Below are 21,916 nucleotides of genomic sequence, written 5' to 3' on the forward strand. Positions count from 1 at the left end.
GGGCGGGGTGGTGCGGCCATGAGGTGGGCGCTGGTCAAGGTGTGCCTGGCGGTGACGGCGATGGTCGTGGTGGCCTTCGCGGTGCCGCTGGGGCTGGTCATCAAGGAGATGGCGCGGGACCGGGCCTTCTCGGGCGCCGAGCGGGAGGCCGCCGCGATCGCCCCGGCGCTCTCCATCACCACCGACCGGGAGCAGTTGGAGCGGGTCGTCGCCTCGGCCGGGTCGGACGACGGGATGGCGGTGCACCTACCGGCGGACGGCGCGGGCACCGCCGCGCTCGACCTGGGCCGGCAGCGGGCCTCCGACGAGGACATCGCGACCGTGCGGAAGCTGGGCCGTGCCTCCACCACCGAGGTGCCGGGCGGGTCCACGCTGCTGCAGCCCACCGCGCTCAGCTCCGGCGAGATAGCGGTCGTCGAGGTGTATGTGCCCGAGTCGGAGGTGAGCAACGGGGTCGCCACGGCGTGGGCGGTGCTCGCCGGGGTGGGCCTGCTGCTGATCGTCGGCTCGGTCGCGGTGGCCGACCGGCTCGGGGTGCGGATGGTCCGGCCCGCGCGGCGGCTGGTCGAGAGCGCGCACGAGCTGGGGGAGGGGCAGCTGGGGGCGCGGGTCCCGGAGAAGGGGCCGAAGGAGCTGCGGCTGGCGGCGGTGGCGTTCAACGCGATGGCGGACCAGGTGGTCCAGCTGCTGGCGAACGAGCGGGAGCTGGCGGCGGACCTGTCGCACCGGCTGCGCACCCCGCTGACGGTGCTCCGGCTCAACGCGGCCTCCCTCGGCGACGGGCCGGCCGCCGAGCAGACCCGGGCGGCGGTCGAGCAGCTGGAGCGGGAGGTCGACACGATCATCCGCACGGCACGGGAGGCCAAGCCGCAGACGGCGGTGGCGGGGCCGGGCGCCGGGTGCGACGCGGCCGAGGTGGTCCGGGAGCGGATGGCGTTCTGGTCGGCGCTCGCCGAGGACGAGGGCCGCAAGTGGCGGGTGGCCGGGGTCGAGCGCCCGGTGCGCATACCCGTGGCCCGGGCGGACCTGGCCGCCGCCCTGGACGCGCTGCTCGGCAATGTCTTCCGGCACACGGCGGAGGGCACGGCGTTCGCGGTCGACGTTCACAACGGCGAGGACGCGGTGATCGTCCTCGTCTCCGACGCCGGTCCGGGGATCACCGATCCGGAGGCCGCGATGGCCCGGGGCCGGGGCTCGGGCACCGACGGCTCGACCGGTCTGGGCCTCGACATCGTGCGCCGCCTCGCCGAGTCGACCGGCGGCGATGTGCGAATCGGGTCGTCGGTGCTGGGCGGGACCGAGGTGCGGATCTGGATCCAGCTGACCGGGGGCGGCACACGAGGCGGCGGGGCGGCGGGGAGCAAGGGACACCGGGGCGCGTCCATACGCCGGCGCAAACACACCAGGGCCCTGTTCGCCCTCGGGCAGTCCCGTGTCGGGCAGTCCCGTGTCTCGTCGTGATCGGGCCTGTGCGATCGCCTGTCGGGTCGCCGTGTCCCGTATGGGGGTGCATGTCCGTGAGTGATGTGGCTCACGTGTATGTCGGTCACGTTTCGACATCCAGGGATTACGTTTCAACAAAGGGGGACATGAAGTCTTGACGTATGACATGACATGGGGCTGTTATGGCGGCCAACGTGTTCGGTCGAGTTGGTTTCTGATTGTTTTCGATCAGTCACCGGCGAGGGCCATTGAGACCGAACGACCTGTCCCCCAGGGAGCCGTACATGCAACTCACACCTTCTGGTCTCGCCGTGCCCGGTCCGAGCCGCCGTACCCTGCTGCGTGGCATAGGCGGCGCCGCCGCACTCGGCGCGGGCATCCCCCTGCTGAGCGCCTGCGGTGGCAGCGGCACGGCCGCCGACCCGAAGACCGTCACCCTCGGCTCCAAGGCGTCCGACCCGGTCCCGAAGAAGGCGTTCGCCGAGATCTACGCGGCGTACAAGAAGCAGTCCGGCATCGCGGTCGACGTGAACACCAAGGACTCCAACACCTTCCAGGAGCAGATCAACTCCTACCTGCAGGGCACGCCGGACGACGTGTTCACCTGGTTCGCCGGCTACCGCATGCAGTTCTTCGCGGCCAAGGGCCTGGCCTCGCCGATCGACGACGTGTGGAAGACCATCCAGGGCAACTTCCCCGAGGCGATGCAGAAGCTCAGCAAGGGCGAGGACGGCAAGTACTACTTCGTGCCGCTGTACACGTACCCCTGGGCGCTCTTCTACCGCAAGAGCGTCTTCGCGGAGAAGGGCTACGAGGTCCCCACCACGTGGGACCAGCTGATCGCCCTGTGCAAGCAGATGAAGAAGGACGGGCTCACCCCGATCGCGTTCGGTGACAAGGACGCCTGGCCCGCGCTCGGCACCTTCGACCAGATCAACTTCCGCAAGAACGGCTACGACTTCCACGTCGAGCTGATGGCGGGCAAGGCGTCCTGGACCGACGCCAAGGTCAAGTCCGCCTTCGACCTGTGGGCCGAGCTCCTCCCGTATCACCAGGAGGGCGCTGTCGGCCGTACCTGGCAGGACGCGGCACAGACCCTGGTGTCGAAGAAGGCCGGCATGTACCTGCTGGGCACCTTCGTGGCACAGCAGTTCACCAACAAGGACGACCTCGACGACCTCGACTTCTTCGCCTTCCCGGAGATCGACCCGGCGTACGGCCAGGACACCGTCGAGGCGCCCACCGACGGCTTCATGATGAGCAAGAGCCCCAAGAACAAGGCCGAGGCCGTCAAGCTCCTGGAGTTCCTGGGCACCACGGAGGCCGAGGACATCTACCTCAAGGCCGACCCGAGCGTCGTCCACGCCGCCTCCGGCGCCGACACCTCGTCGTACACGCCGCTGCAGAAGAAGGCGTACGACATGATCTCGGGCGCCAAGAGCCTCACCCAGTTCATGGACCGCGACAGCCGCCCGGACTTCACGTCCACGGTGATGCAGCCCTCGCTGCAGAAGTTCATCCGTGACCCCAAGGGCATCGACAGCCTGCTCTCGTCGATCGAGCGCCAGAAGAAGACGATCTTCGCCTCCTCATGACGACGACCGACACCCCCGAGAAGTCGGGCGACCCGGAAGCGGCCAAGGCGCCGCTTCCGGGCTCTGCCCATGTCCCCGCCAAGCAGCCCGCGACCGGCCACAAGCGCCTGCTGACCAGGCGCGACCGGCTGGTCCTCGGCGTGATGGCGGGCCTGCCGACGATCCTGCACGTGCTGCTGGTGTGGGTGACGGCCCTTGCCTCGATCCTCCTCGCCTTCACCACCTGGGACGGCATCGGCTTCGACGCCATCAAGTGGGTCGGCCTGGAGAACTTCAAGGAACTCTTCACCAACAACCCGCAGTTCTGGCCGGCCGTCGAGCACAACGTGGTCTGGTTCGTCGTCCTGATCCTGATCCCGACGCCCATGGGCCTGTTCCTGGCCGTGCAGCTGGACAAGAAGATCCGGTTCAGCCGGGTCTACCAGACGGCGTTCTTCCTGCCCGTCGTGCTGTCCATGGCCGTCATCGGCTTCGTGTGGCAGCTCGTCTACAACCCCGACACCGGCCTGATCAACAGCCTGATCGGCGCCAACGAACCGGGCAAGTACATCGACTGGATCGGCGACCCGGACCTCAACCTCTGGGCCGTCCTCATCGCCGCGTCCTGGCGCCACACCGGCTACATGATGATCCTCTACCTGGCCGGCCTGAAGGGCGTCGACCCCTCGCTGCGCGAGGCCTCCGCGCTCGACGGCGCCAACGAGTGGCAGACCTTCAAGAACGTCATCTTCCCGACGCTGCGCCCCACCAACACCGTCGTCCTGGTCGTCACCATCATCGAGGCACTGCGCGCCTTCGACCTGGTCTTCGTCTTCAACGGCGGAGCCCAGGGCACCGAGCTGCTGTCGATCCTCGTGACCAGCAACATCATCGGTGAGTCCAGCCGGATCGGATACGGGTCGGCGATCGCGGTCGTCCTCCTGCTGATCTCCCTCGTCGTGATCATTCCGTATCTGATCAGCACCTTCCGGAAGGAGCGCCGCGCATGAGCGCCTCCACCGCCCCCACCGTCGCCGACGGCATCGTGACGGGCCCGCAGAAGAAGCGCACCCCCGTCCGCCCTGCCCGGATCCTGCTGCACGTGTTCCTGGCCGGTACCGCGCTGGCCTGGCTCGCCCCGCTGCTCTGGGCGATCTACGCGGCGCTGCGGCCGTACTCGGAGACCAGCGAGAAGGGCTATGTCTCCTGGCCCGACAAGCTGACCTTCGAGAACTTCACGAACGCGTTCACGCAGTCGGACATGACGCACTACTTCGTGAACACGCTGATCATCGCCGTCCCGGCGGTGCTGCTCACGCTGTTCCTGTCGTCGATGGTCGCGTTCTACGTCAGCCGCTTCGACTTCCGCCTCAACCTGGCACTGCTGCTGGTCTTCACGGCCGGCAACCTGCTCCCGCAGCAGGTCATCATCACTCCGCTGTACCGCCTGTACCTGCTCATCGACCTGCCGGGCATCACGATGAGCGGCAAGCTGTACGACTCGGCGCTCGGTCTGGTCCTCATCCACATCGCGTTCCAGTCCGGGTTCTGTGCCTTCGTGCTCAGCAACTACATGCGCTCGCTGCCGCACGAACTGACCGAGGCCGCGCTCGTCGACGGCGCCTCGGTGTGGCGGATGTACTGGCAGATCGTGCTGCCGCTGTGCAAGCCCGCGATGGCCGCCCTCGCCACGTTGCTGTCCATCTGGATCTACAACGACTTCTTCTGGGCGCTCGTCCTGATCTCCACCGGCGAGAACATGCCGATCACCTCGGCGCTGAACAACCTCTCCGGCCAGTTCTTCACCGACAACAACCTCGTCGCCGCCGGGGCCCTGCTCACCGCGATCCCGACCCTGATCGTCTACTTCCTGCTCCAGCGGCAGTTCGTGGGCGGTCTGACCCTGGGCGCCAACAAGGGCTGACAGCAGACCTCGTACAGGTTCGGCGCCGGGTCCGAGCGGGCCCGGCGCCACCCGTTTCCGCATCTTTCCGAGAGAGAACCACCGTGCCCCACCCCTTCACCCCCGTGGTCTCCGTGCCCGTGGACACCAGTACGGCACGGGTCCACGAGGAGGGCTGGCAGTCCTGGAGCCCCAGCGGCTCCTACGCCCTCGACGCGACCCCGTACCGTCCGACCAACGACAACTGGGCGACGGTCTGCTACCGCCCCGGGGTCACCGCCCCCGCCGGCGCCTTCCAGGGCGAGGGCCTGCTGGCCCTCGCCCCCGGCGACGGCTCGCCGGTCCGCCTGTGGGCCGCACCCGACCCCGTGCGCGAGGTCCCCTCCGTCCGCCTGGTGGTCCGGGACGGGATCGCCGAGATCAGCGCCGACGGCCCGGTGAAGGAGTGGACCGGCACCGACATCCAGGCGGTGCTGGGCGAGTGGGCGGCGGGCCTCGGCCTCCCGGCCCCCCGTCCGGCCCCCACCGTCTGGTGCTCCTGGTACGAGTACTTCACCTCCGTCACCGAGGACGACATCCACGAGAACCTCCGTGCGATGGACACCCTCGACCTGCCCATTGACGTCGTCCAGATCGACGACGGCTACCAGAAGGCCCTGGGCGACTGGCTCAGCCTCTCCGGCCGCTTCCGCTCCCGCGCGGGCATCGCCGAGGTGATCCGGGCGCGGGGCCGCCGCGCGGGTATCTGGACGGCCCCCTTCCTCGTCGACCCGTCCAGCACGCTGGCCGCGGAGCACCCCGAGTGGCTGGTGCGCGACGAGAACGGCGGCTTCGCCCACGCCGGCCGCAACTGGGACCACGACCTGTACGTCCTCGACACCACCCACCCCGAGGCGGCGGCCTACCTCACCGAGGTCTTCACCACCCTGCGCGCCGAGGGCTACGACTACTTCAAGGTCGACTTCCTGTACGCGGGCGCGCTGGACGGCGTACGCCACGCCTCCGTGGACGCCCTCACCGCGTACCGCCAGGGCATCGAGCTGATCCGCTCCGCCATCGGCCCCGACGCCTACCTCCTGGGCTGCGGCGCGCCGATCCTTCCCTCCGTCGGCCTGTTCGACGCGATGCGGGTCAGCCCGGACACGGCCCCGCACCGCCGCTCGGAGGCCGACGACCACAGCCAGCCCGGCCAGGACGCCGCCGAGTTCACGGGCGCGGGCCGCCAGTGGCAGCACGGCCGCCTCTGGGTGAACGACCCCGACTGCCTGATGGCCCGCCCCGCCGTGGAGACCCGCGAGCGCTGGGCGGCCCATGTCGAGGCGACGGGCGGCCTGATGGCGTCCAGCGACCGACTGCTGTCGCTCGACACCTGGGGCGTGGAGACGACCCGCCGACTGCTGACCAAGGGCCTGGAGGCCGCTGAATGAAGCGCGAACTGAAGGTCCCCGGCATCGCCTACGGCGGTGACTACAACCCCGAGCAGTGGCCCGAGGAGGTCTGGGCCGAGGACGTACGCCTCATGCGCGAGGCGGGCGTGAACATGGTGAGCGTCAACATCTTCGCGTGGGCGCTCCTGGAGCCCCGCGAGGGCGAGTACGACTTCACCCGCCTCGACAAGATCCTCGCCCTGCTCCACGAGAACGGCATCGCCGCCGACCTGGCGACCCCGACGGCCGCCCCGCCGGCCTGGTTCTTCGTCAAGCACCCGGAGGCGCTGCCCGTCGACCGGGACGGCCGCACCCTCTCGTACGGCAGCCGGCAGACCTTCTGCCCGTCGAGCCCCGCCTACCGGGAGGCCGCGCTGCGGATCGCCCGCGTCCTGGGCGAGCGGTACGCCGACCACCCGGCCGTCGTCATGTGGCACGTCCACAACGAGTACGGCTGCCACAACGGCGAGTGCCAGTGCGACACGAGCGCGGCGGCGTTCCGGGTCTGGCTGAGGGAGAAGTACGGCGACGACCTGGCGGCGCTCAACCACGCCTGGGGCACGACGTTCTGGAGCCAGTGGTACTACGACTGGGACGAGATCATCCCGCCCCGTGCGACGGGCGCGGTCCCGAACCCGACCCACCAGCTGGACTGGCGCCGCTTCTGCAGCGACGCGCTGCTGTCGCTGTGCACGGCGGAGCGTGAGGTGCTGCTGGAGGCGGCCCCCGCCACCCCCGCCACCACCAACTTCATGGTGATGTTCAACTTCGACAAGCTCGACTACTGGCGCTGGGCGCCGGAGTTGGACATCGTCTCCAACGACCACTACCTCCAGTCGACGGACCCCGAGTCGCAGATCGACATCGCGCTCAGTGGCGACCTGGTGCGCTCGCTGGCGGGCGGCAGCCCGTGGCTGCTGATGGAACACTCCACCGGCGCGGTCAACTGGCAGCCGGTCAACCGGGCCAAGACCGCCGGGGAGATGCGCCGCAACGCCCTGTCCCATGTGGCGCGGGGCGCCGACGGCATCGCGTACTTCCAGTGGCGGGCCGCCAAGGCCGGTGCCGAGCAGTGGCACTCGGCGATGCTGCCGCACGCGGGCACGGACAGCCAGATCTGGCGGGACGTGGTCCGACTGGGCGCGGATCTGCGGTCGTTGGCGGAGGTGCGTGGCAGCACGGGCGTCGCCGAGGTGGCGATCGTGTGGGACTGGAACGCCTGGTGGGCGGTGGAGCTGCCGTCCCAGCCGAGCGGTGAACTCCGCTTCCAGGAACTCGTCCGTGCCTGGTACGAGCCGCTGTGGCGCTCGGGCGTAGCGGTGGACTTCGTCCGCCCGGACGCCGACCTGTCCGCCTACAAACTGGTGCTCGCCCCCAGCCTGTACCTGGTGGACGACGAGGGCGCAGCGAACCTGACCGGCTTCGCGGCGGCCGGGGGCACCCTCGCGGTCGGCTTCCACAGCGGCGCGGTGGACGAGAACTGCCATGTCCGGCTGGGCGGTTACCCGGGCGCGTTCCGCGAGGCCCTGGGCGTCCGCACGGACGAACTCTTCCCGCTGCTGCCGGGGGAGTCGGTGGGCCTGAGCGACGGCGGTACGGCTTCCCTCTGGTCGGAACGGGTCGCCCTGGTGGGGGCCGAGGCGGTGACCTCGTACACCTCCGGCCCCCTGACCGGAGTCCCGGCGGTCACCCGTCACACCCACGGCTCGGGCACGACCTGGTACCTGGCCACCCGCCCGGACCCGACGACCCTGACGTCCCTGCTCGACCGGATCCGCGCCGAGGCGGGCGTGGAGCCGGTCCGGAAGACCCCGGAGGGTGTGGAGGCGGCGGTGCGCCGGGGCCCCGACGCGGACTACCTCTTCCTGATCAACCACGGCGGGACGGCGGCCGAGATCGCGATCTCCACGGACGCGTCCGAACTGCTGACGGGCAAGGGCATCACCACGAACGCCGACTCGACGACGGTACGGGTGGAGCCCGGGGACGTGGCGGTCGTACGCGAACCACGCTGACCGACACCGATCACGACGCAGGGCCGCGGCTCCTTCCGGGGGCCACGGCCCTGTTCACTGCTCCCAGTCGTGTAGGGACAGCCGTGGTCCGCCGGCGAGATAGCCGTGCAGTGCGGCCGCGTCGCCCTCCACGAAGTCGTCGGGGAGCGCGCCGGTGTCGGTCCAGCGGACCTGGGTGTGTTTGTGGGGTTCCCGGTTCTCCAGCTCGCCGCTCCACTCGTGGGCGGCGAAGACGACGGTGAGGAAGCCGTCCGGTGCGTCGACGCCCCGGGCCGCGTGGACGAGGTGCACGACCTCCAGCGCCTCGGGTTTCACGGTCAGTCCGGTCTCCTCGTACAGCTCGCGCACGGCGGTCCGGGTGATCGGCTCCCCGGGCTCGCTCTTGCCGACCGGCAGATGCCATCTCCCCCGCGCGAACCTGGCGTTCTCGCCCCGCTGGAGGATCACGACCCGCTCCGCGTCCCGGTCGTGGACGATGACGGCGGCGACCAGCAAAGTCATATGACCTGTCCTTCCGTAGGCCGCTAGCATGCCGTGCATGGAGTGCTTCGCTTCCTGGCGTACTCGCCACTGAGGGTCGGCCCGCCGACACGTCCCACGTGATCGGTGAGTGAGCCATGCCCCGCTTCCCTCAGTCGACGAAGTCACCGAAGCCACCGAGAGGTCCACTCCATGCTCATCCGTGCGTTCGTCCAGGACGACCTGGCACGACTCACCGAACTCACCATCGACACGTTCCGGCCCTTCTTCGAGGACTCCGTCGGACCGCTGCTCGACGGGCTCGTCCTCGGCACGCTGCACGCCGACTGGCGCGGCGACTACCGCGCGCTCGTCCCCACCCTGCACGACCCGGACCGGCACAAGTACGTCGCGGTCGCCGAGGCCGACGGGCTGATCGTCGGCTACGTCGCCTGGCAGGCCGACCCCGCCCGCCGCCACGGCGAGATCATCCTGCTCGCCGTGGACGAACGCCACCGCGGCGACGGCACCGGCACCGCCCTGTGCGAGCACGCCTTCGCCGACCTGCGCGCCCGGGGCACGGAACTCGTCGAGATCGGCACCGGCGGTGACCCGTTCCACGCTCCCGCCCGCGCTCTGTACGAGAGCCTCGGCTGCGTCCCGTTCCCGACGGTGCACTACTACCGGCAGCTCTGACCACCGCCGTCAGGAGAGCGTTGTCCGTGGTTGACCGCGCGGAGCGGTGAGTCGCTGGTGAGGACGCGCCGCCGCCCCGCGTCCCGCCCCTCCTGTCCCCCGGTGCGCCCGTCCCGACCCTTGCCCTCTCCGAGGGCAAGGGTCTTCCTCGGGGGCAGGTGCGGACGGCATCATCACCCCGAACTCCCATAACGTAGAAGGTAATTGGGGGTTCGCTCCCCATGCCCCGGCACCGCCCCGGCTCCTAAGGTCGATCACGGCAAGACCAGCCAGTGTTCATCAGGGGGAAGAGGAGGAGCATTGAAGACGTCCATGCGCAGAGCGGTACAAGCCGGCGCGACGACCATGGTGCTGGGCGCGGCGACGGTGCTGTCGGCCGGACAGGCGCACGCGGCGACCGGCGTGAGGTCGGACACGGTTCGCATCTACGTCAACGCCGTGGCGGGGAAGGCAAACACCCTTTCCATCACCCGGTCCAACAACTCCGTCCTCATCAGCGACGACGGCGACACCGTCACCGCGGGATCCGGCTGCACCCAGGTCGATGTCGACACGGTCCGGTGCCCGTTCGACGGTCGCACCCTCACTCTCGACTCGGGGGACCGCGCTGACATAGTCACCATCACGGGCAGCGTGCCCGCCAACATCACCGCCGGCGCGGGCGACGACGTCATCACGCTCGACCCCGCCGCCATCGCGGGGACCACCGTGGACGGTCAGGCCGGACACGACACCGTCTTCGGCGGTGGCGGGGCCGACAGAATCACCGGTGGCTTCGGAGACGACGTCATGTTCGGCAGGAACGGCGACGACCGCCTGGATGCCCTCGACTCCTCACAGGGCAACGACCGCTCCTTCGGGGACTCCGGCAACGACACCTGCATCGGGGACATCAACGACCGCGAGGACAGTTGCGAGAGCTGAGCGCTTCGCCCCCTCGGCCATGAACGCGGCGGGCACCCCGTGGAGGGTTCCCGCCACGTCACCACCCCTGTGGCCGTTACGCCGAGGTCGTCACCAGCGGCGGCAGGGCGCCCGTCTTCGCCGCCTGGCTGTACCAGTACGCGCTCGACTTCGGCGTACGGGCGAGGGTCGCGTAGTCGACGTACACGGCACCGAACCGCTTCCCGTACCCGTACGCCCACTCGAAGTTGTCCATGAGGGACCAGAGGTAGTAGCCGCGGACGTCCGCCCCCTCGGCGATCGCGCGGCGGACCGCGCGCAGATGGCCGTGGAGGTAGGCGATGCGCTCGGGGTCGTGGACGCGGCCGTCGGAGTCCATCTTGTCGTCGTACGCGGCCCCGTTCTCCGTCACGTACATCGGCAGCCCCGGAGCCTCCCGCGCGTACCGCATGATCAGCTCGTGCAGGCCCGACGGGTCGATGGTCCAGCCCATCTCCGTACGCTCGCCCGGGGTCTGGTGGAACAGGACGTCGTCCGCGCCCGGCCACGGCGAGTGCGGGCTCGCCCCGTGGCCGTCCGCCCGCGGGCCCTTCAGGTCCGCGTCCGCAGCGCCCACCAGCGTGGGCGTGTAGTAGTTCAACCCCAGCGCGTCCAACGGCTGGTGGGCCGTCGCCACGTCACCGTCCTGCACGAACGACCAGTCCGTCAGCGACGAGGTCGCGGCGAACAGGGTCTGCGGGTACGCGCCGTGCAGCATCGGACCGTGGAAGACACCGTTGGCCAGGTCGTCGATCTTCCGCGCCGCCGCCACGTCCTCGGGGGAGTTCGTGATCGGCCGTACCACCGACGAGTTCAGGCTCACCGCGATCGCGTTGCGGGACGGCATCACCGAGCGGAGGGCCGCGACACCCAGCCCGTGCGCCACGTTCAGGTGGTGGGCCGCGCGCAGCGACGCCACCGGATCCGTACGGCCCGGCGCGTGCACCCCGGAGCCGTAGCCCAGGAACGCGCTGCACCACGGCTCGTTGAGCGTGATCCACTGCTCGACGCGGTCGCCCAGCGCCTCGCCCACGATCCGCGCGTAATCGGCGAACCGGTGCACGATGTCCCGTTCGGGCCAGCCGCCCGCGTCCTCCAACTCCTGGGGCAGGTCCCAGTGGTAGAGGGTCACGGCCGGCCTGATGCCCTTCTCCAGCAGCTCGTCGACCAGCCGCCGGTAGAAGTCCAGGCCGCGCTGGATCGCCGGGCCCCGGCCCGTCGGCTGCACCCGCGACCAGGAGATGGAGAAGCGGTACGAGTTGAGGCCCAGGTCGGCCATCATCGCCACGTCGTCGCGGTAGCGGTGGTAGTGGTCGACAGCGATGTCACCGGTCTCGCCACCGGCGGTCTTGCCCGGGGTGTGGCTGAAGGTGTCCCAGATGGAGGGCGTACGTCCGTCCTCCCGCACCGCTCCCTCGATCTGGTAGGCGGAGGTGGCCGCGCCCCAGAGGAAGGCGGGAGGAAAGGTCACCGGGGTGGCCGGGTTCACGGGTTCAGGCATGGAAGCGCTCCCATAGTGGTCGTGGAGACCGACAGTGGCGGGTGGGGGGAGGAGAGAACGGGGGGCCGGGACGGCGGTGGCCCAGCCCCCGAGGGGGTTCATGAGGTGGGGCGGTCGGCGCGAGCCGGGTCACCCCTTGATCGCGCCCTGCATGATGCCGCCCACGATCTGCTTGCCGAACAGGAGGAAGGCGATCAGCAGCGGCAGCGTGCCGAGCAGCGCACCCGCCATGATCACCGACTGGTCGGGGATGTAGCCGGTACCGAGGGCGTTGAGGGCCACCTGGACCGTCGGGTTCTGCTGGTTCAGCGCGAGGATCGGCCACAGGAAGTCGTTCCAGGCCATCACGAACGTCAGCAGCCCGAGCACCGCCATCGCCGGCCGCGCTGCCGGGAACACGACGTGCCACACGATCCGCACACTGCTCGCGCCGTCGACCCGCGCCGCCTCGATCAACTCGGAGGGCAGCGCCTGGACCAGGTACTGCCGCATGAAGAACGTACCGAAGGCGCTGACCAGCGTGGGCAGGATGACCGTCTGCAGCTGGTTGGACCAGTTCAGGTCGCTCATCCACAGGTACAGGGGGACCACCGCCAGCTGCGGCGGGATCATCATCGTGCCGATGGTCAGCAGCAGCAGGACGCTGGAGAACCGGAACCGCAGCTTGGCGAAGGCGAACCCGGCGAGCGTGGAGAACAGCACCGTACCGACCGTGATCGTGCCGGCCACGAGCGTGGTGTTGAGCATCGCCGTGCCGAGCCCGGCCTGCTCCCAGGCGGTCTCCAGGTTCTTGAACAGGTTCCCGCCGAACCACAGTGGCGGCGGGGCCTCGGCGAGCCGCTGGTTGGTGCGCGAGGCCGCGATCGCCGTCCACACCAGCGGTGCGAGCGAGCCCACGGCGAAGACGGTCAGGACGACGTAGGTGAGCGGCCCCGCGTGCATCTGCCTGCCCGCGCCCCTCACCCGGCGGCGCGTGGCCTTCGTCTCCGGGGCCCGCTTCGTCGCCCCGGGGCGGGTCAGTTCGCTCGTGGTCATGGGGACTTCCTCAGCCGTCGGGTGATCAGCAGGTTGATCGCGGCCACGATCAGCAGGATCAGGAACATCGACCAGGCGATGGCGGACGCCTTGCCGAGGTTTCCGATCATGAATCCCTGGTCGTACATGTACAGGCCGAGCGTCTGGTACTGGTGCTCGGAGCCGCCCTTGGAACCGTCGGCCCCGCCGAACAGCAGGGGCTCACCGAAGAGCTGGGTCGCGCCGATCGTGGAGACGACCGCCGTGAACAGGATCGTCGGCCGCAGCTGCGGGATCGTCACATGGATGAACTGCTGCCAGCGGTTCGCCCCGTCGATGGAGGCCGACTCGTACAGGTCGGAGGGGATCGCCTGCATCGCCGCGAGGTAGATCAGCGCGTTGTAGCCGGTCCACCGCCAGATCACGATCGTGGAGACCGCGAACTTCGAACCCCAGTTGGATTCACGCCAGTTGACGGGGTCGATCCCGATGAAGTCGAGCAGCCAGTTGACCATGCCGCCGTCCCAGGAGAACAGCAGCACGAACACCAGCGTGGCCGCCGCCACCGACGTGGCGTACGGGGTCAGCATGATGACCCGCCACACGGTCGAGCCGCGCAGCCGGTAGTTGAGCAGGTGCGCGATACCGATCGCCACCATCAGCTGGGGCACGGTCGCGATCACGCCGATGGTGAAGGTGACCCACAGGGAGTTCCAGAAGAAGTCCGAGGACAGCAGGTTCTGGTAGTTGTCCAGGCCCACCCAGGTCTGGTTGTCCAGGTCGGCCAGCTGCACGCTGTGCAGCGAGTACCAGCCGGTGTAGAGCAGCGGGACGAGCGAGAACGCCCCGAAGATCAGGAAGAAGGGGGAGATGAAGACGTACGGGGATGCCTTCATGTCCCAGCGGTACAGCCGGCTGCGCCACGAGTCGGTGCCGGTCGGCGGCGTACCGCGCCCCTGAGCGCCCCGGACCGCGCCCGGCTCATCGCCGGGCGCGGTCTCGGCGCTCGCCGCGGAATGCGCGAGTGCCTCTTTGGAGCTGGTCACTGGCCGAGCACGTCCTTGATCTCCTTGCTGGCGGCCGCCCAGCCCTCCTCAGGGCTCTTGCCCTTCTGCTCGACCTGCACGATGCCGATGTCGGCGATCGCGGTGCCGATCGGCTGGTCCTTGATGCCGAACTGCTGCACCGGGATCGTCTTCGCCGAGTCGGAGAAGATCTGCGTCAGCGGCGCGTCGGAGAAGTACGCGGTGGTGTCGGGGCTCGGCTTGAGGGTCGGGTACGCCGACGGGGTCGACGGGAAGCTGGCCTGCTTGGCGAAGACCTTGGCCTGCTGCTCGGGAGCGGTCAGCCACTTCGCCAGCGCGATGGCCTCCTTCTGGTGCTTGCTCGCCGTCGGTACACCGATGAACGCGCCACCCCAGTTGGCCGCGGTCGGCGCCGCCGCCACGTCCCACTTGCCCTTGCCGGCGTCACCGGACTTCTCCTGGATGTAGCCGATCATCCATGCCGGGCAGGCCACGGTGGCGAAGGAGCCCTTGGCGTACCCCTGGTCCCAGGGCGCCTCGAACTGCTTCAGCTTCGCCGACATGTCGCTGGTCGCCACGGACATGGCCGCGTCCCAGGCGTCCTTCACACCCGTGGACTTCTCCCAGATGGCGTTGCCGTCCTTGTCGTAGTAGCGCTCGGTGGCGCCGCCGAGGGCCGCGTTGTAGACCGAGGAGGCCGAGTCCACGTACTTGGTGCCCTTCGGCGCCTTCTTCATGTACTCCTCGCCGAGGTCGACGTACTTGCTCCAGTCGCCCTTCCACTGCTCGGCGAGCTTGGTGCGGTCGGTCTCGAGGCCGGCCTTCTCGAACAGGTCCTTGCGGTAGCAGATCGCCATCGGGCCGATGTCGGTGCCGAGCCCGATGAGCTTGCCGTCCTTGGTCGTGGCCTGCTGGTTCTTCCAGTCCAGCCACTGCGACTTGTCGACCTCCTTGCCGAGGTCGACGAACTTGTCGCCCTGCGTCTGCACGGCCTCGGTGACGTTGCCGATCTCTATCGCCTGGATGTCGTCGGTGCCGGAGCCGGCCTGCAGCCGGGTGAGCGTCTTGGGCCAGTACACCGACGTCTTGGTGGTGACGTTCTCCTTGATGACGATGTCCGGGTTCTGCTTCATGTACTCGTCGTACAGGCCGGCCTGCTTGTAGCCGAAGACACCGAAGGTGCCGACCGTCAGCGTGGTCTTGCCACCGCTGCTGCCGCCGCCCTCGTTCGACGTGCCGTCGTCCGGGTCCTCGGAACAGCCGGCCAGTAGCCCGGCGCCCAGGGCGGCGACGGCTGCCAGGACCACCGTGTTGCGGGCGGTTCGGGTACGTGCTCGCATTGCGTCCTCCTGATGCCCTGACGTGCCGACCCCCCGGCCAACGGCGTTGTTGGGCCCGTTATCTCATACTGCGGCTCGGGCGGGGAACGTGCGGGTTGTGTAAGTGCCAGGTACCGTGGGAGCGCTCCCACAAGTGATGTGTTGAAGAGTCGTCTGTTCCTGCGGGGGTGTCAAGGGAGCGAGCGCGGAGAGATGTCTTCGGTTATCGGGCTGTTAACTAACCTGAGGGCCGACGGGGGTGGGGGCGGGGGCCCACGGGAGTGGGGGCGAGGGCGACGTGAAGGACCTGTGGGACCGTTGGACTCGTGTAACCAGTCGTCTCGCCGGTCGCGCCGAAAGCCGAAGGGTCACCTTCCGGACGTCGTACGAGGATCAGGACTGTTAGATTCCACGCCAGCGCGGTGTGAACGGGAGGCGACCATGGTGGCAGGCCACGGAGCACGGGGCCGGAGCGGTGGGCGGCCGACGTTGGAAGAGGTCGCCGCACGGGCCGGTGTGGGCAGGGGGACGGTGTCCCGGGTGATCAACGGCTCGCCCCGGGTCAGTGACGCGACCCGCGCGGCGGTCGAGGCGGCCGTCGCGGAGCTCGGCTACGTCCCGAACACGGCGGCTCGCGCGCTCGCGGCGAACCGCACGGACGCGATCGCGATGGTCGTGCCCGAGCCGGAGACCCGCTTCTTCGCGGAACCGTACTTCTCCGACATCCTCAAGGGCGTCGGCGCCCAGCTCTCCGACACGGAGATGCAGCTTCTGCTCATCTTCGCGGGCAGCGACCGGGAGCGCCGCCGGCTGGCCCAGTACCTGGCCGCGCACCGCGTCGACGGGGTCCTCCTGGTCTCCGTGCACGCGGACGACCCGCTCCCCGACCTGCTGTCGCAACTGGAGATCCCGGCGGTGATCAGCGGCCCCCGCTCGGAGCACGAGACGCTCCCGTCCGTCGACTCCGACAACTACGGCGGCGGCCGCTCGGCGGTGGAGCACCTGATCGCGCGGGGCCGCACCCGGATCGCCACGATCACCGGGCGCCTCGACGTCTACGGTGCCCAGCGCCGCGTCGTCGGCTACCGCGAGGCCCTCGTCGACGCCGGCCGCGAGGTCGACGAGCGGCTGATCGTCCCCGGCGACTTCACGGAGGAGGGCGGCCGCAGGGCGATGAAGGAACTGCTGGCCCGCCGCCCCGACCTCGACGCGGTCTTCGTCGAGTCCGACGTGATGGCGTCGGGCGCCCGCCAGGTGCTGCGCGAGGCGGGCCGCCGCATACCGGACGACGTCGCCCTCGTCGGCTACGACGACTCGGCGATCGCCCGCCACATGGATCCCCCGCTGACGAGCGTCCGCCAGCCCATCGAGGAGATGGGCCGCGCCATGATCGACCTCCTCCTCGACGAGATCGCGGACCGCCGCCCGGCGGTGTCCCGGGGGTTGGAACGACGCCAGGTGGTGCTGCCTACGGAGTTGGTGGCGCGGGCTTCCTCGTGAGCGCGGGCGCGGGGCGCGCCCGGCTCGCGGGCTGCGAGAACGGGGCCGGTGACGTCGTTCTGTCAGTCGGCGGATTCGGCGTCGTCGGCTGACTCGGTGACCGCGCGCTCGATGACGAACGACACCTTGCCGACGACCGTCCGTACCCATCTCGGCCGGCAGCACCAACGTCTTGCGGGCCGTTCTCCGATCAAACGCCCCGAGACCCTCAAGGCCATCGGCAGACCTGGCCGGTCCTGGTGGGAACGAGCTCAGTCGACGGTGAAGGTCGCGGTCCTGTCGTTGAAGGCGGTGTCGCCGTTGTCCGCCGTGGCGAGGGTGGCGACGTGCCAGCGGCCCTTGGCGGACTCGGCGGCCTCGGCAGCGGTCACCGTGACCTTGTAGGTGCAGCGGGCGGTGTCGTCACCGGCGGGCTTGCACGTGGCCGACTCCACGGCGGCCATGTCCTTCTCGGTCAGCGGGTTCTTCGCGACGAAGGGGGAGTCGGCGGGCCAGGCCAGTACCTTGAGACTCTTGACGCCGGAGGCCGCCGTGACGTCGGTCGTGAACGTGAAGGAGCCCTCGCGGTCTGCGGCCGGGGCCGTATAGCGGGCGGTGCTGTTGTTCAGGGCGGGCGGCCGCTCCCCGGCGTGGGCCAGGGCGAACGCACCGGTACCGCCGAGGACGACGAGTGCGGCGGCCGAGCCCAGGATGATGCGTCGAGACATGTCAGTTCTCCCCGTGATCGCGTCAATCTCAGCGGCGCGCTTGGCTGCGCCGCTGCGTCAATGATCACCGCGCGGGGCAGCCCGGCCGTGAGTACGCATACTCAACTGTGGATGGGGACTTGGGCTCCTGGCCCTGCCCCTTCGCGCACCTTGTCCGTGCGAGAAAAAGAACAAGCTTCAGTGCCTGTGCCTGAAGTCGGTGATCGCTCCGACGGGGGGCTTTGCCTGGTGACCGACCGCACACGGAACAAGCCCCGATCCGTTCCCGGATCGGGGCTTGTTCCTCAAGGGTGAGTGACGGGACTCGAACCCGCGGCATCCTGGACCACAACCAGGTGCTCTACCAGCTGAGCTACACCCACCATGACCGGCGGTTCATCCGAAGGTTTCACCGACCGGCCGAGAAAAAGTGTACAGGGTGTTCAGGGGTGCCCGTGCACGCGTTTCCGTGGGGGCGGTACGGGGCGGGGCTACTGTCCGGGCAGGACGTGCTTCGCCGCGATCGTGCGGGCCGTGTCCGAGTCGGGGCCGGGCTGCGGGACGAAGATCGCCTCGCGGTAGTAGCGGAGTTCGGCGATGGATTCGCGGATGTCGGCGAGGGCCCGGTGGTTGCCGTTCTTCTCCGGGCTGTTGAAGTACGCCCTCGGGTACCAGCGCCGGGCCAGCTCCTTGATCGAGGAGACGTCCACGATGCGGTAGTGCAGGTACTCCTCCAGCGTCGGCATGTCCCGCAGGAGGAAGCCCCGGTCCGTGCCGACCGAGTTGCCGCACAGCGGCGCCTTGCGCGGTTCCTTCACGTGCTCCCGTACGTACGCCAGGACCTGCTCCTCGGCGTCGGCGAGTGTCGTGCCGCCGGCCAGGACGTCCAGCAGGCCGGACGCGGTGTGCATCTCGCGCACCACCTCCGGCATCGTCTCCAGCGCCGAGTCCGGCGGGCGGACGACGATGTCCACTCCTTCGCCGAGCACGTTCAGCTCGGAATCGGTGACGAGGGCGGCCACCTCGATGAGCGCGTCGTCCGACAGCGAGAGGCCGGTCATCTCGCAGTCGATCCACACCATGCGATCGTTCATGTGTCTCACCTTACGGCCCGTGACAGCCGTACGGCCCGGTCCTGCACCAGGGTGATCACGGCGTGATCAGGCGCGGGACCGGGCCGTACGGCCGGTACGTGAACTACTCCACTACGCGGTACACGGCTGCCACGCTACGGCGCACTGCGCTGGCCCGGCAGGCGGCCCGTCGCGTACAGCTCCGGCTTGGCGCCCTCCGTGGACATGGACGCCGACGGCGCCAGGGCGCTCGCCGCGGCCGTGCGCCGCGCCTGCAGCGGCACCGGCGCGTGCTCCGGCGCCATCGAGGACGGCCCCGGGACGCCGTGCGGTCCGTCGTGGTGGTCGCCGGGCTTGTCGCCCTGCGGCCGCCGGGCCCGGTACGCCGCCCGGTACGCCGCCGGGGACGAACCCAGCTGCCGCCGGAAGTGCCCGCGCAGCGCCACCGGCGAACGGAAGCCGCACCGGCCCGCGACCTCGTCCACCGAGTAGTCCGACGTCTCCAGCAGACGCTGCGCCTGCAGCACGCGCTGAGTGATCAGCCACTGCAGGGGAGCGCTCCCGGTGAGCGAGCGGAACCGGCGGTCGAACGTCCGGCGGCTCATGTACGCCCGTGCCGCGAGCGTCTCCACGTCGAACTGCTCGTGGAGGTGCTCCAGCGCCCAGGCGACGACCTCGGCGAGCGGGTCGGCGCCGATCTCCTCGGGTAAAGATCGATCGAGGTAGCGCTCCTGGCCGCCCGATCGACGGGGTGGCACGACGAGACGCCGGGCCAGGGCCCCTGCCGCCTCGTTGCCGTGATCAGTCCGCACGATGTGCAGACAGAGATCGATTCCGGCCGCGGTACCGGCCGAGGTGAGTACGTCCCCGTCGTCCACGAAGAGCTCTCGTGGGTCGACGTGGACGGACGGATAGCGCTTGGCCAGCGTCGGCGCGTACATCCAGTGCGTCGTCGCGGGCCTGCCGTCCAGCAGGCCGGCGGCGGCCAGCACGAATGCGCCGGTGCACAGGCCGACGATGCGGGCACCCTCTTCGTGCGCTCGGCGCAGTGCGTCGAGCGCCTCCTCCGGCGGCGGTGAGGTGATCGAACGCCATGCGGGCACGACCACCGTGCCCGCCCGCGAGATCGCCTCCAGGCCGTTCGGTGCGGTGAGTTCCAGGCCCCCTGTGGTCCGCAGCGGGCCTTCCTCGCCCGCGCACACCAGCAGGCGGTAGCGCGGTACGCCGGCGTCCTGGCGGTCGATCCCGAACACCGACAGTGGTATGGAACTCTCGAAGATGGGACCGCCGCTGAACAGCAGCACCGCGACGATCTCCTTGCGGCGTCGCCCGGACAGCTTCCGGGCCGCGGCTTCCGGCGCGGCGGTGGAGTCGTGGCTCATACTGCTAAGCCCCCCTCGGTGGTCGCGGCTCCTCGGTTGTGTCGCTCCTGCACGTTTCCCCTTGGTCCTGCACGAGTCCCCCGCCGTAAGACAGTCATGATCGAATCTACTGTGTCCCGTGGTGCCGACGTGACCAGATCGCCAACCGGCACATTGTCGACATGGCAACTTGGCGTAAAGCATTCGATCACGAAGCGTTGCACTCGTGGGCCGCGCAGGGAAGTGCGCCTTGTCCCGGTGGCCGGTCCACGTAGGGTGCGCGAGGCGCCAGGACCCCTTTCAGTGCAGGTCGAACGGGGGGTGGAGGGGTGTTCGACCAAGGGGCGCGCAGGTGGCCGAAGTTGGCTGAAAAGATACGGGGGTGTGCGCGGAAACCGGTCAGTCGACCGGCGTACTCGTGCCGGAGTTCCGTCCGCCCCCGTGCGCCCCTGAGGTCGAGTGTCCGCGTCGGCCGCGTGCGGGGGTGCGATCTTCGGCCATCGAACGGGCGGCGGTGGTGCGGGCCGCGCGGGCCGCTCCGCGCTCGGACTGGCGGAGGAGGACGCGGCAGACGCCGGTGACGGCGGCGAGGCCGAGGGCCGCGCCCGTCGCGCCGGCGAGCGAGGTGCCGTACCAGACGAGGACGACCGGGACGAGGACGCAGCTGAACGCCGCCCAGCGGACCACATCCGTGGCGGTGTCGGCGGGGACGGGCGCGGGGGCCGGGGGCGGCGCCGGGATCGAGCCCCGGGGGGTGTCGTCGGGTCCGCCTTCGGCTTCGGGGGCGGGGGCAGGGGGGCGGACGGGCTGGGGCGCGGTGCTGTGGGGTGCTGTGCGGGGTGCGGTCCGGTGTGCTGTGCGGTGGGCGGGCACTGCGGGCTCCCTCCTGGCTCCCTCGGGGTCGGCTTACGGGGGTTCAACGCGTGTTCGACCCGTCGGTCACTGGTGCTGCCTGATCGGGTTACCGTCGGTGCTGCCTGATCCGGGTTGCCGTCGGTGCCGCCCACGCCCGGCTGCCGCCTCCCTGTCCAAACCGGCTGTACGTGGCAGCAACCATTGCGTTACGGGGCGGTGCTCGTGCATGCTCCCTGGAACCCCGCGCAGCCGGTGCGGGATCTGGGCGGAGGAGGCGTGCGGTCGTACCCTTGAGGGTATGGGGTTGGGAAGATGTTTCCCGGACACGGCTCCGCCGCGCACCGACGTCCCATCCACGTCGTCCCATCCACGAGGATCCGAACGCCGAGACACCCATGGCCGGTCACGAATTCTTCGACTCCGCGGACCGCAAGCGGCGGCCCGTCGCCGACCCCACGGCGGCAGAGCCCCTTGCGGCGGAAGAGGCGCGTCCTTCCTGCGACCCCGCCTTCAAGCACGGCGTCGTCGTCGGCTTCGACGGTTCGACGTCCAGTGAGCGTGCCCTCGCGTACGCCATAGGCATGGCCCGCCGCTCCGGTTCGGGCCTGATCATCGTGCACGTCGCCAACCGGCTGCCCACGACCGTGTGGGCCGGCTGCGAGCCGCCCGTCTTCGTCGACGTACCCGATCACCGGACCGAGGTCCTCGGGCTGGAGCTCGCCTGCGCCGACTACCTCGTCGAAGTGCCCTGGATCCTCGTCGAGCGCGGTGGCGACATCTGCCACGAACTCGAAGAGGTGGGGCGGGAGTACGAGGCCGACGCGATCGTCGTCGGATCGACACACGGGATCGTCGGGCGGATCTTCGGGTCCGTCGCCGGGCGGCTCGCCAAGCGGGCGCAGCGGCCGGTCATCGTCATTCCCTGACGCGCCGTCATTCCCGGACGCGTCGTCGTTTCCCGGACGCGCCGTCGTTTCCCGGACGCGTCGTCGTTTCCCGGACGTGTCGTGGTTTCCCTGGCGCGTTCGAGAACGCGCAAGTCTACTGGCGCGTAGGGGTGTTTGTGGCCTTGTGAAGGGCATAACCCGCGTGATGCCGCACGGAGTGGTGTGACGGCCACGGT

At 69.7% G+C, this 21,916-nt stretch carries 19 protein-coding genes and 1 tRNA gene; 10 read left to right on the forward strand and 10 right to left on the reverse strand.

Going from position 1 to position 21,916, the window contains the following annotated elements; all coding sequences use genetic code 11:
• Positions 1–18: 18 nt before the first annotated feature.
• The 6 genes from ACZ9QC_RS26795 to ACZ9QC_RS26820 all read left to right on the forward strand — a co-directional run bounded on the left by ACZ9QC_RS26795 (position 19) and on the right by ACZ9QC_RS26820 (position 8,362).
• Complete coding sequence (locus tag ACZ9QC_RS26795) at positions 19–1,461, forward strand: sensor histidine kinase (protein WP_472915449.1); 1,443 nt, start codon at positions 19–21, stop codon at positions 1,459–1,461.
• A gap of 266 nt (positions 1,462–1,727) precedes the next feature.
• Positions 1,728–3,038: an ABC transporter substrate-binding protein gene (locus ACZ9QC_RS26800; protein WP_230211530.1), complete on the forward strand. Its 1,311-nt coding sequence runs from the start codon at positions 1,728–1,730 to the stop codon at positions 3,036–3,038.
• Positions 3,035–4,027 (forward strand): carbohydrate ABC transporter permease, encoded by a 993-nt coding sequence (locus ACZ9QC_RS26805; RefSeq protein ID WP_472915450.1) that lies wholly within the window; start codon positions 3,035–3,037, stop codon positions 4,025–4,027. Before ACZ9QC_RS26800 ends, ACZ9QC_RS26805 begins: the two co-directional genes overlap by 4 nt.
• Positions 4,024–4,941, forward strand: a complete 918-nt coding sequence (locus ACZ9QC_RS26810; protein ID WP_351408980.1) for a carbohydrate ABC transporter permease — start codon at positions 4,024–4,026, stop codon at positions 4,939–4,941. Before ACZ9QC_RS26805 ends, ACZ9QC_RS26810 begins: the two co-directional genes overlap by 4 nt.
• 83 nt (positions 4,942–5,024) lie before the next feature.
• The gene (locus ACZ9QC_RS26815; protein WP_472915451.1) at positions 5,025–6,347 is read left to right on the forward strand and encodes a glycoside hydrolase family 36 protein; all 1,323 of its coding nucleotides are present in this window, start codon (positions 5,025–5,027) and stop codon (positions 6,345–6,347) included.
• The gene (locus ACZ9QC_RS26820; RefSeq protein WP_472915452.1) at positions 6,344–8,362 is read left to right on the forward strand and encodes a beta-galactosidase; all 2,019 of its coding nucleotides are present in this window, start codon (positions 6,344–6,346) and stop codon (positions 8,360–8,362) included. The genes ACZ9QC_RS26815 and ACZ9QC_RS26820 overlap by 4 nt, the downstream gene beginning before the upstream one ends.
• Positions 8,363–8,416: 54 nt before the next feature.
• Here the strand turns inward: ACZ9QC_RS26820 and ACZ9QC_RS26825 are convergent, their stop codons facing one another.
• Complete coding sequence (locus ACZ9QC_RS26825) at positions 8,417–8,863, reverse strand: NUDIX domain-containing protein (protein ID WP_472915453.1); 447 nt, start codon at positions 8,861–8,863, stop codon at positions 8,417–8,419.
• Positions 8,864–9,034: 171 nt separating this feature from the next.
• Between ACZ9QC_RS26825 and ACZ9QC_RS26830 the strand changes: the two genes are divergently transcribed.
• Positions 9,035–9,517 (forward strand): GNAT family N-acetyltransferase, encoded by a 483-nt coding sequence (locus ACZ9QC_RS26830; RefSeq protein ID WP_472915454.1) that lies wholly within the window; start codon positions 9,035–9,037, stop codon positions 9,515–9,517.
• A gap of 312 nt (positions 9,518–9,829) precedes the next feature.
• Positions 9,830–10,441: a calcium-binding protein gene (locus ACZ9QC_RS26835; RefSeq protein ID WP_472915455.1), complete on the forward strand. Its 612-nt coding sequence runs from the start codon at positions 9,830–9,832 to the stop codon at positions 10,439–10,441.
• Between the two features lie 76 nt (positions 10,442–10,517).
• On the opposite strand, the gene ACZ9QC_RS26840 is transcribed toward ACZ9QC_RS26835, so the two are convergent.
• The 4 genes from ACZ9QC_RS26840 to ACZ9QC_RS26855 all read right to left on the reverse strand — a co-directional run bounded on the left by ACZ9QC_RS26840 (position 10,518) and on the right by ACZ9QC_RS26855 (position 15,339).
• The gene (locus ACZ9QC_RS26840; RefSeq protein WP_472915456.1) at positions 10,518–11,960 is read right to left on the reverse strand and encodes a GH1 family beta-glucosidase; all 1,443 of its coding nucleotides are present in this window, start codon (positions 11,958–11,960) and stop codon (positions 10,518–10,520) included.
• Between the two features lie 129 nt (positions 11,961–12,089).
• Positions 12,090–12,995 carry a carbohydrate ABC transporter permease gene (locus ACZ9QC_RS26845; protein WP_472915457.1) on the reverse strand — a complete coding sequence of 302 codons (906 nt, stop codon included), beginning with the start codon at positions 12,993–12,995 and terminating at the stop codon, positions 12,090–12,092.
• Positions 12,992–14,020: a carbohydrate ABC transporter permease gene (locus ACZ9QC_RS26850; RefSeq protein ID WP_467296361.1), complete on the reverse strand. Its 1,029-nt coding sequence runs from the start codon at positions 14,018–14,020 to the stop codon at positions 12,992–12,994. The genes ACZ9QC_RS26845 and ACZ9QC_RS26850 overlap by 4 nt, the downstream gene beginning before the upstream one ends.
• Positions 14,017–15,339, reverse strand: a complete 1,323-nt coding sequence (locus tag ACZ9QC_RS26855; protein ID WP_472915458.1) for an ABC transporter substrate-binding protein — start codon at positions 15,337–15,339, stop codon at positions 14,017–14,019. Before ACZ9QC_RS26855 ends, ACZ9QC_RS26850 begins: the two co-directional genes overlap by 4 nt.
• Positions 15,340–15,762: 423 nt before the next feature.
• Here ACZ9QC_RS26855 and ACZ9QC_RS26860 point away from each other — a divergent pair, with 423 nt between their 5' ends.
• Positions 15,763–16,818 carry a LacI family DNA-binding transcriptional regulator gene (locus ACZ9QC_RS26860; RefSeq protein ID WP_184898479.1) on the forward strand — a complete coding sequence of 352 codons (1,056 nt, stop codon included), beginning with the start codon at positions 15,763–15,765 and terminating at the stop codon, positions 16,816–16,818.
• 251 nt (positions 16,819–17,069) lie between these two features.
• On the opposite strand, the gene ACZ9QC_RS26865 is transcribed toward ACZ9QC_RS26860, so the two are convergent.
• The 5 genes from ACZ9QC_RS26865 to ACZ9QC_RS26885 all read right to left on the reverse strand — a co-directional run bounded on the left by ACZ9QC_RS26865 (position 17,070) and on the right by ACZ9QC_RS26885 (position 20,679).
• Positions 17,070–17,525: a DUF5707 domain-containing protein gene (locus ACZ9QC_RS26865; RefSeq protein ID WP_472915459.1), complete on the reverse strand. Its 456-nt coding sequence runs from the start codon at positions 17,523–17,525 to the stop codon at positions 17,070–17,072.
• A gap of 289 nt (positions 17,526–17,814) precedes the next feature.
• Positions 17,815–17,887: transfer RNA gene (locus tag ACZ9QC_RS26870), tRNA-His, on the reverse strand.
• Between the two features lie 108 nt (positions 17,888–17,995).
• Entirely contained in the window at positions 17,996–18,598 is a 603-nt protein-coding gene (orn, locus tag ACZ9QC_RS26875; protein WP_467332707.1) for an oligoribonuclease, read from the reverse strand.
• 134 nt (positions 18,599–18,732) lie between these two features.
• Positions 18,733–19,959, reverse strand: coding sequence for a helix-turn-helix domain-containing protein (locus ACZ9QC_RS26880; RefSeq protein WP_467332706.1), 1,227 nt, complete (start codon positions 19,957–19,959; stop codon positions 18,733–18,735).
• A gap of 378 nt (positions 19,960–20,337) precedes the next feature.
• The gene (locus ACZ9QC_RS26885; protein ID WP_472921818.1) at positions 20,338–20,679 is read right to left on the reverse strand and encodes a hypothetical protein; all 342 of its coding nucleotides are present in this window, start codon (positions 20,677–20,679) and stop codon (positions 20,338–20,340) included.
• A gap of 509 nt (positions 20,680–21,188) precedes the next feature.
• Between ACZ9QC_RS26885 and ACZ9QC_RS26890 the strand changes: the two genes are divergently transcribed.
• Complete coding sequence (locus ACZ9QC_RS26890; RefSeq protein WP_184893726.1) at positions 21,189–21,719, forward strand: universal stress protein; 531 nt, start codon at positions 21,189–21,191, stop codon at positions 21,717–21,719.
• Positions 21,720–21,916: the final 197 nt, after the last annotated feature.

It is taken from the genome of Streptomyces sp. HUAS MS02 (assembly GCF_055702265.1).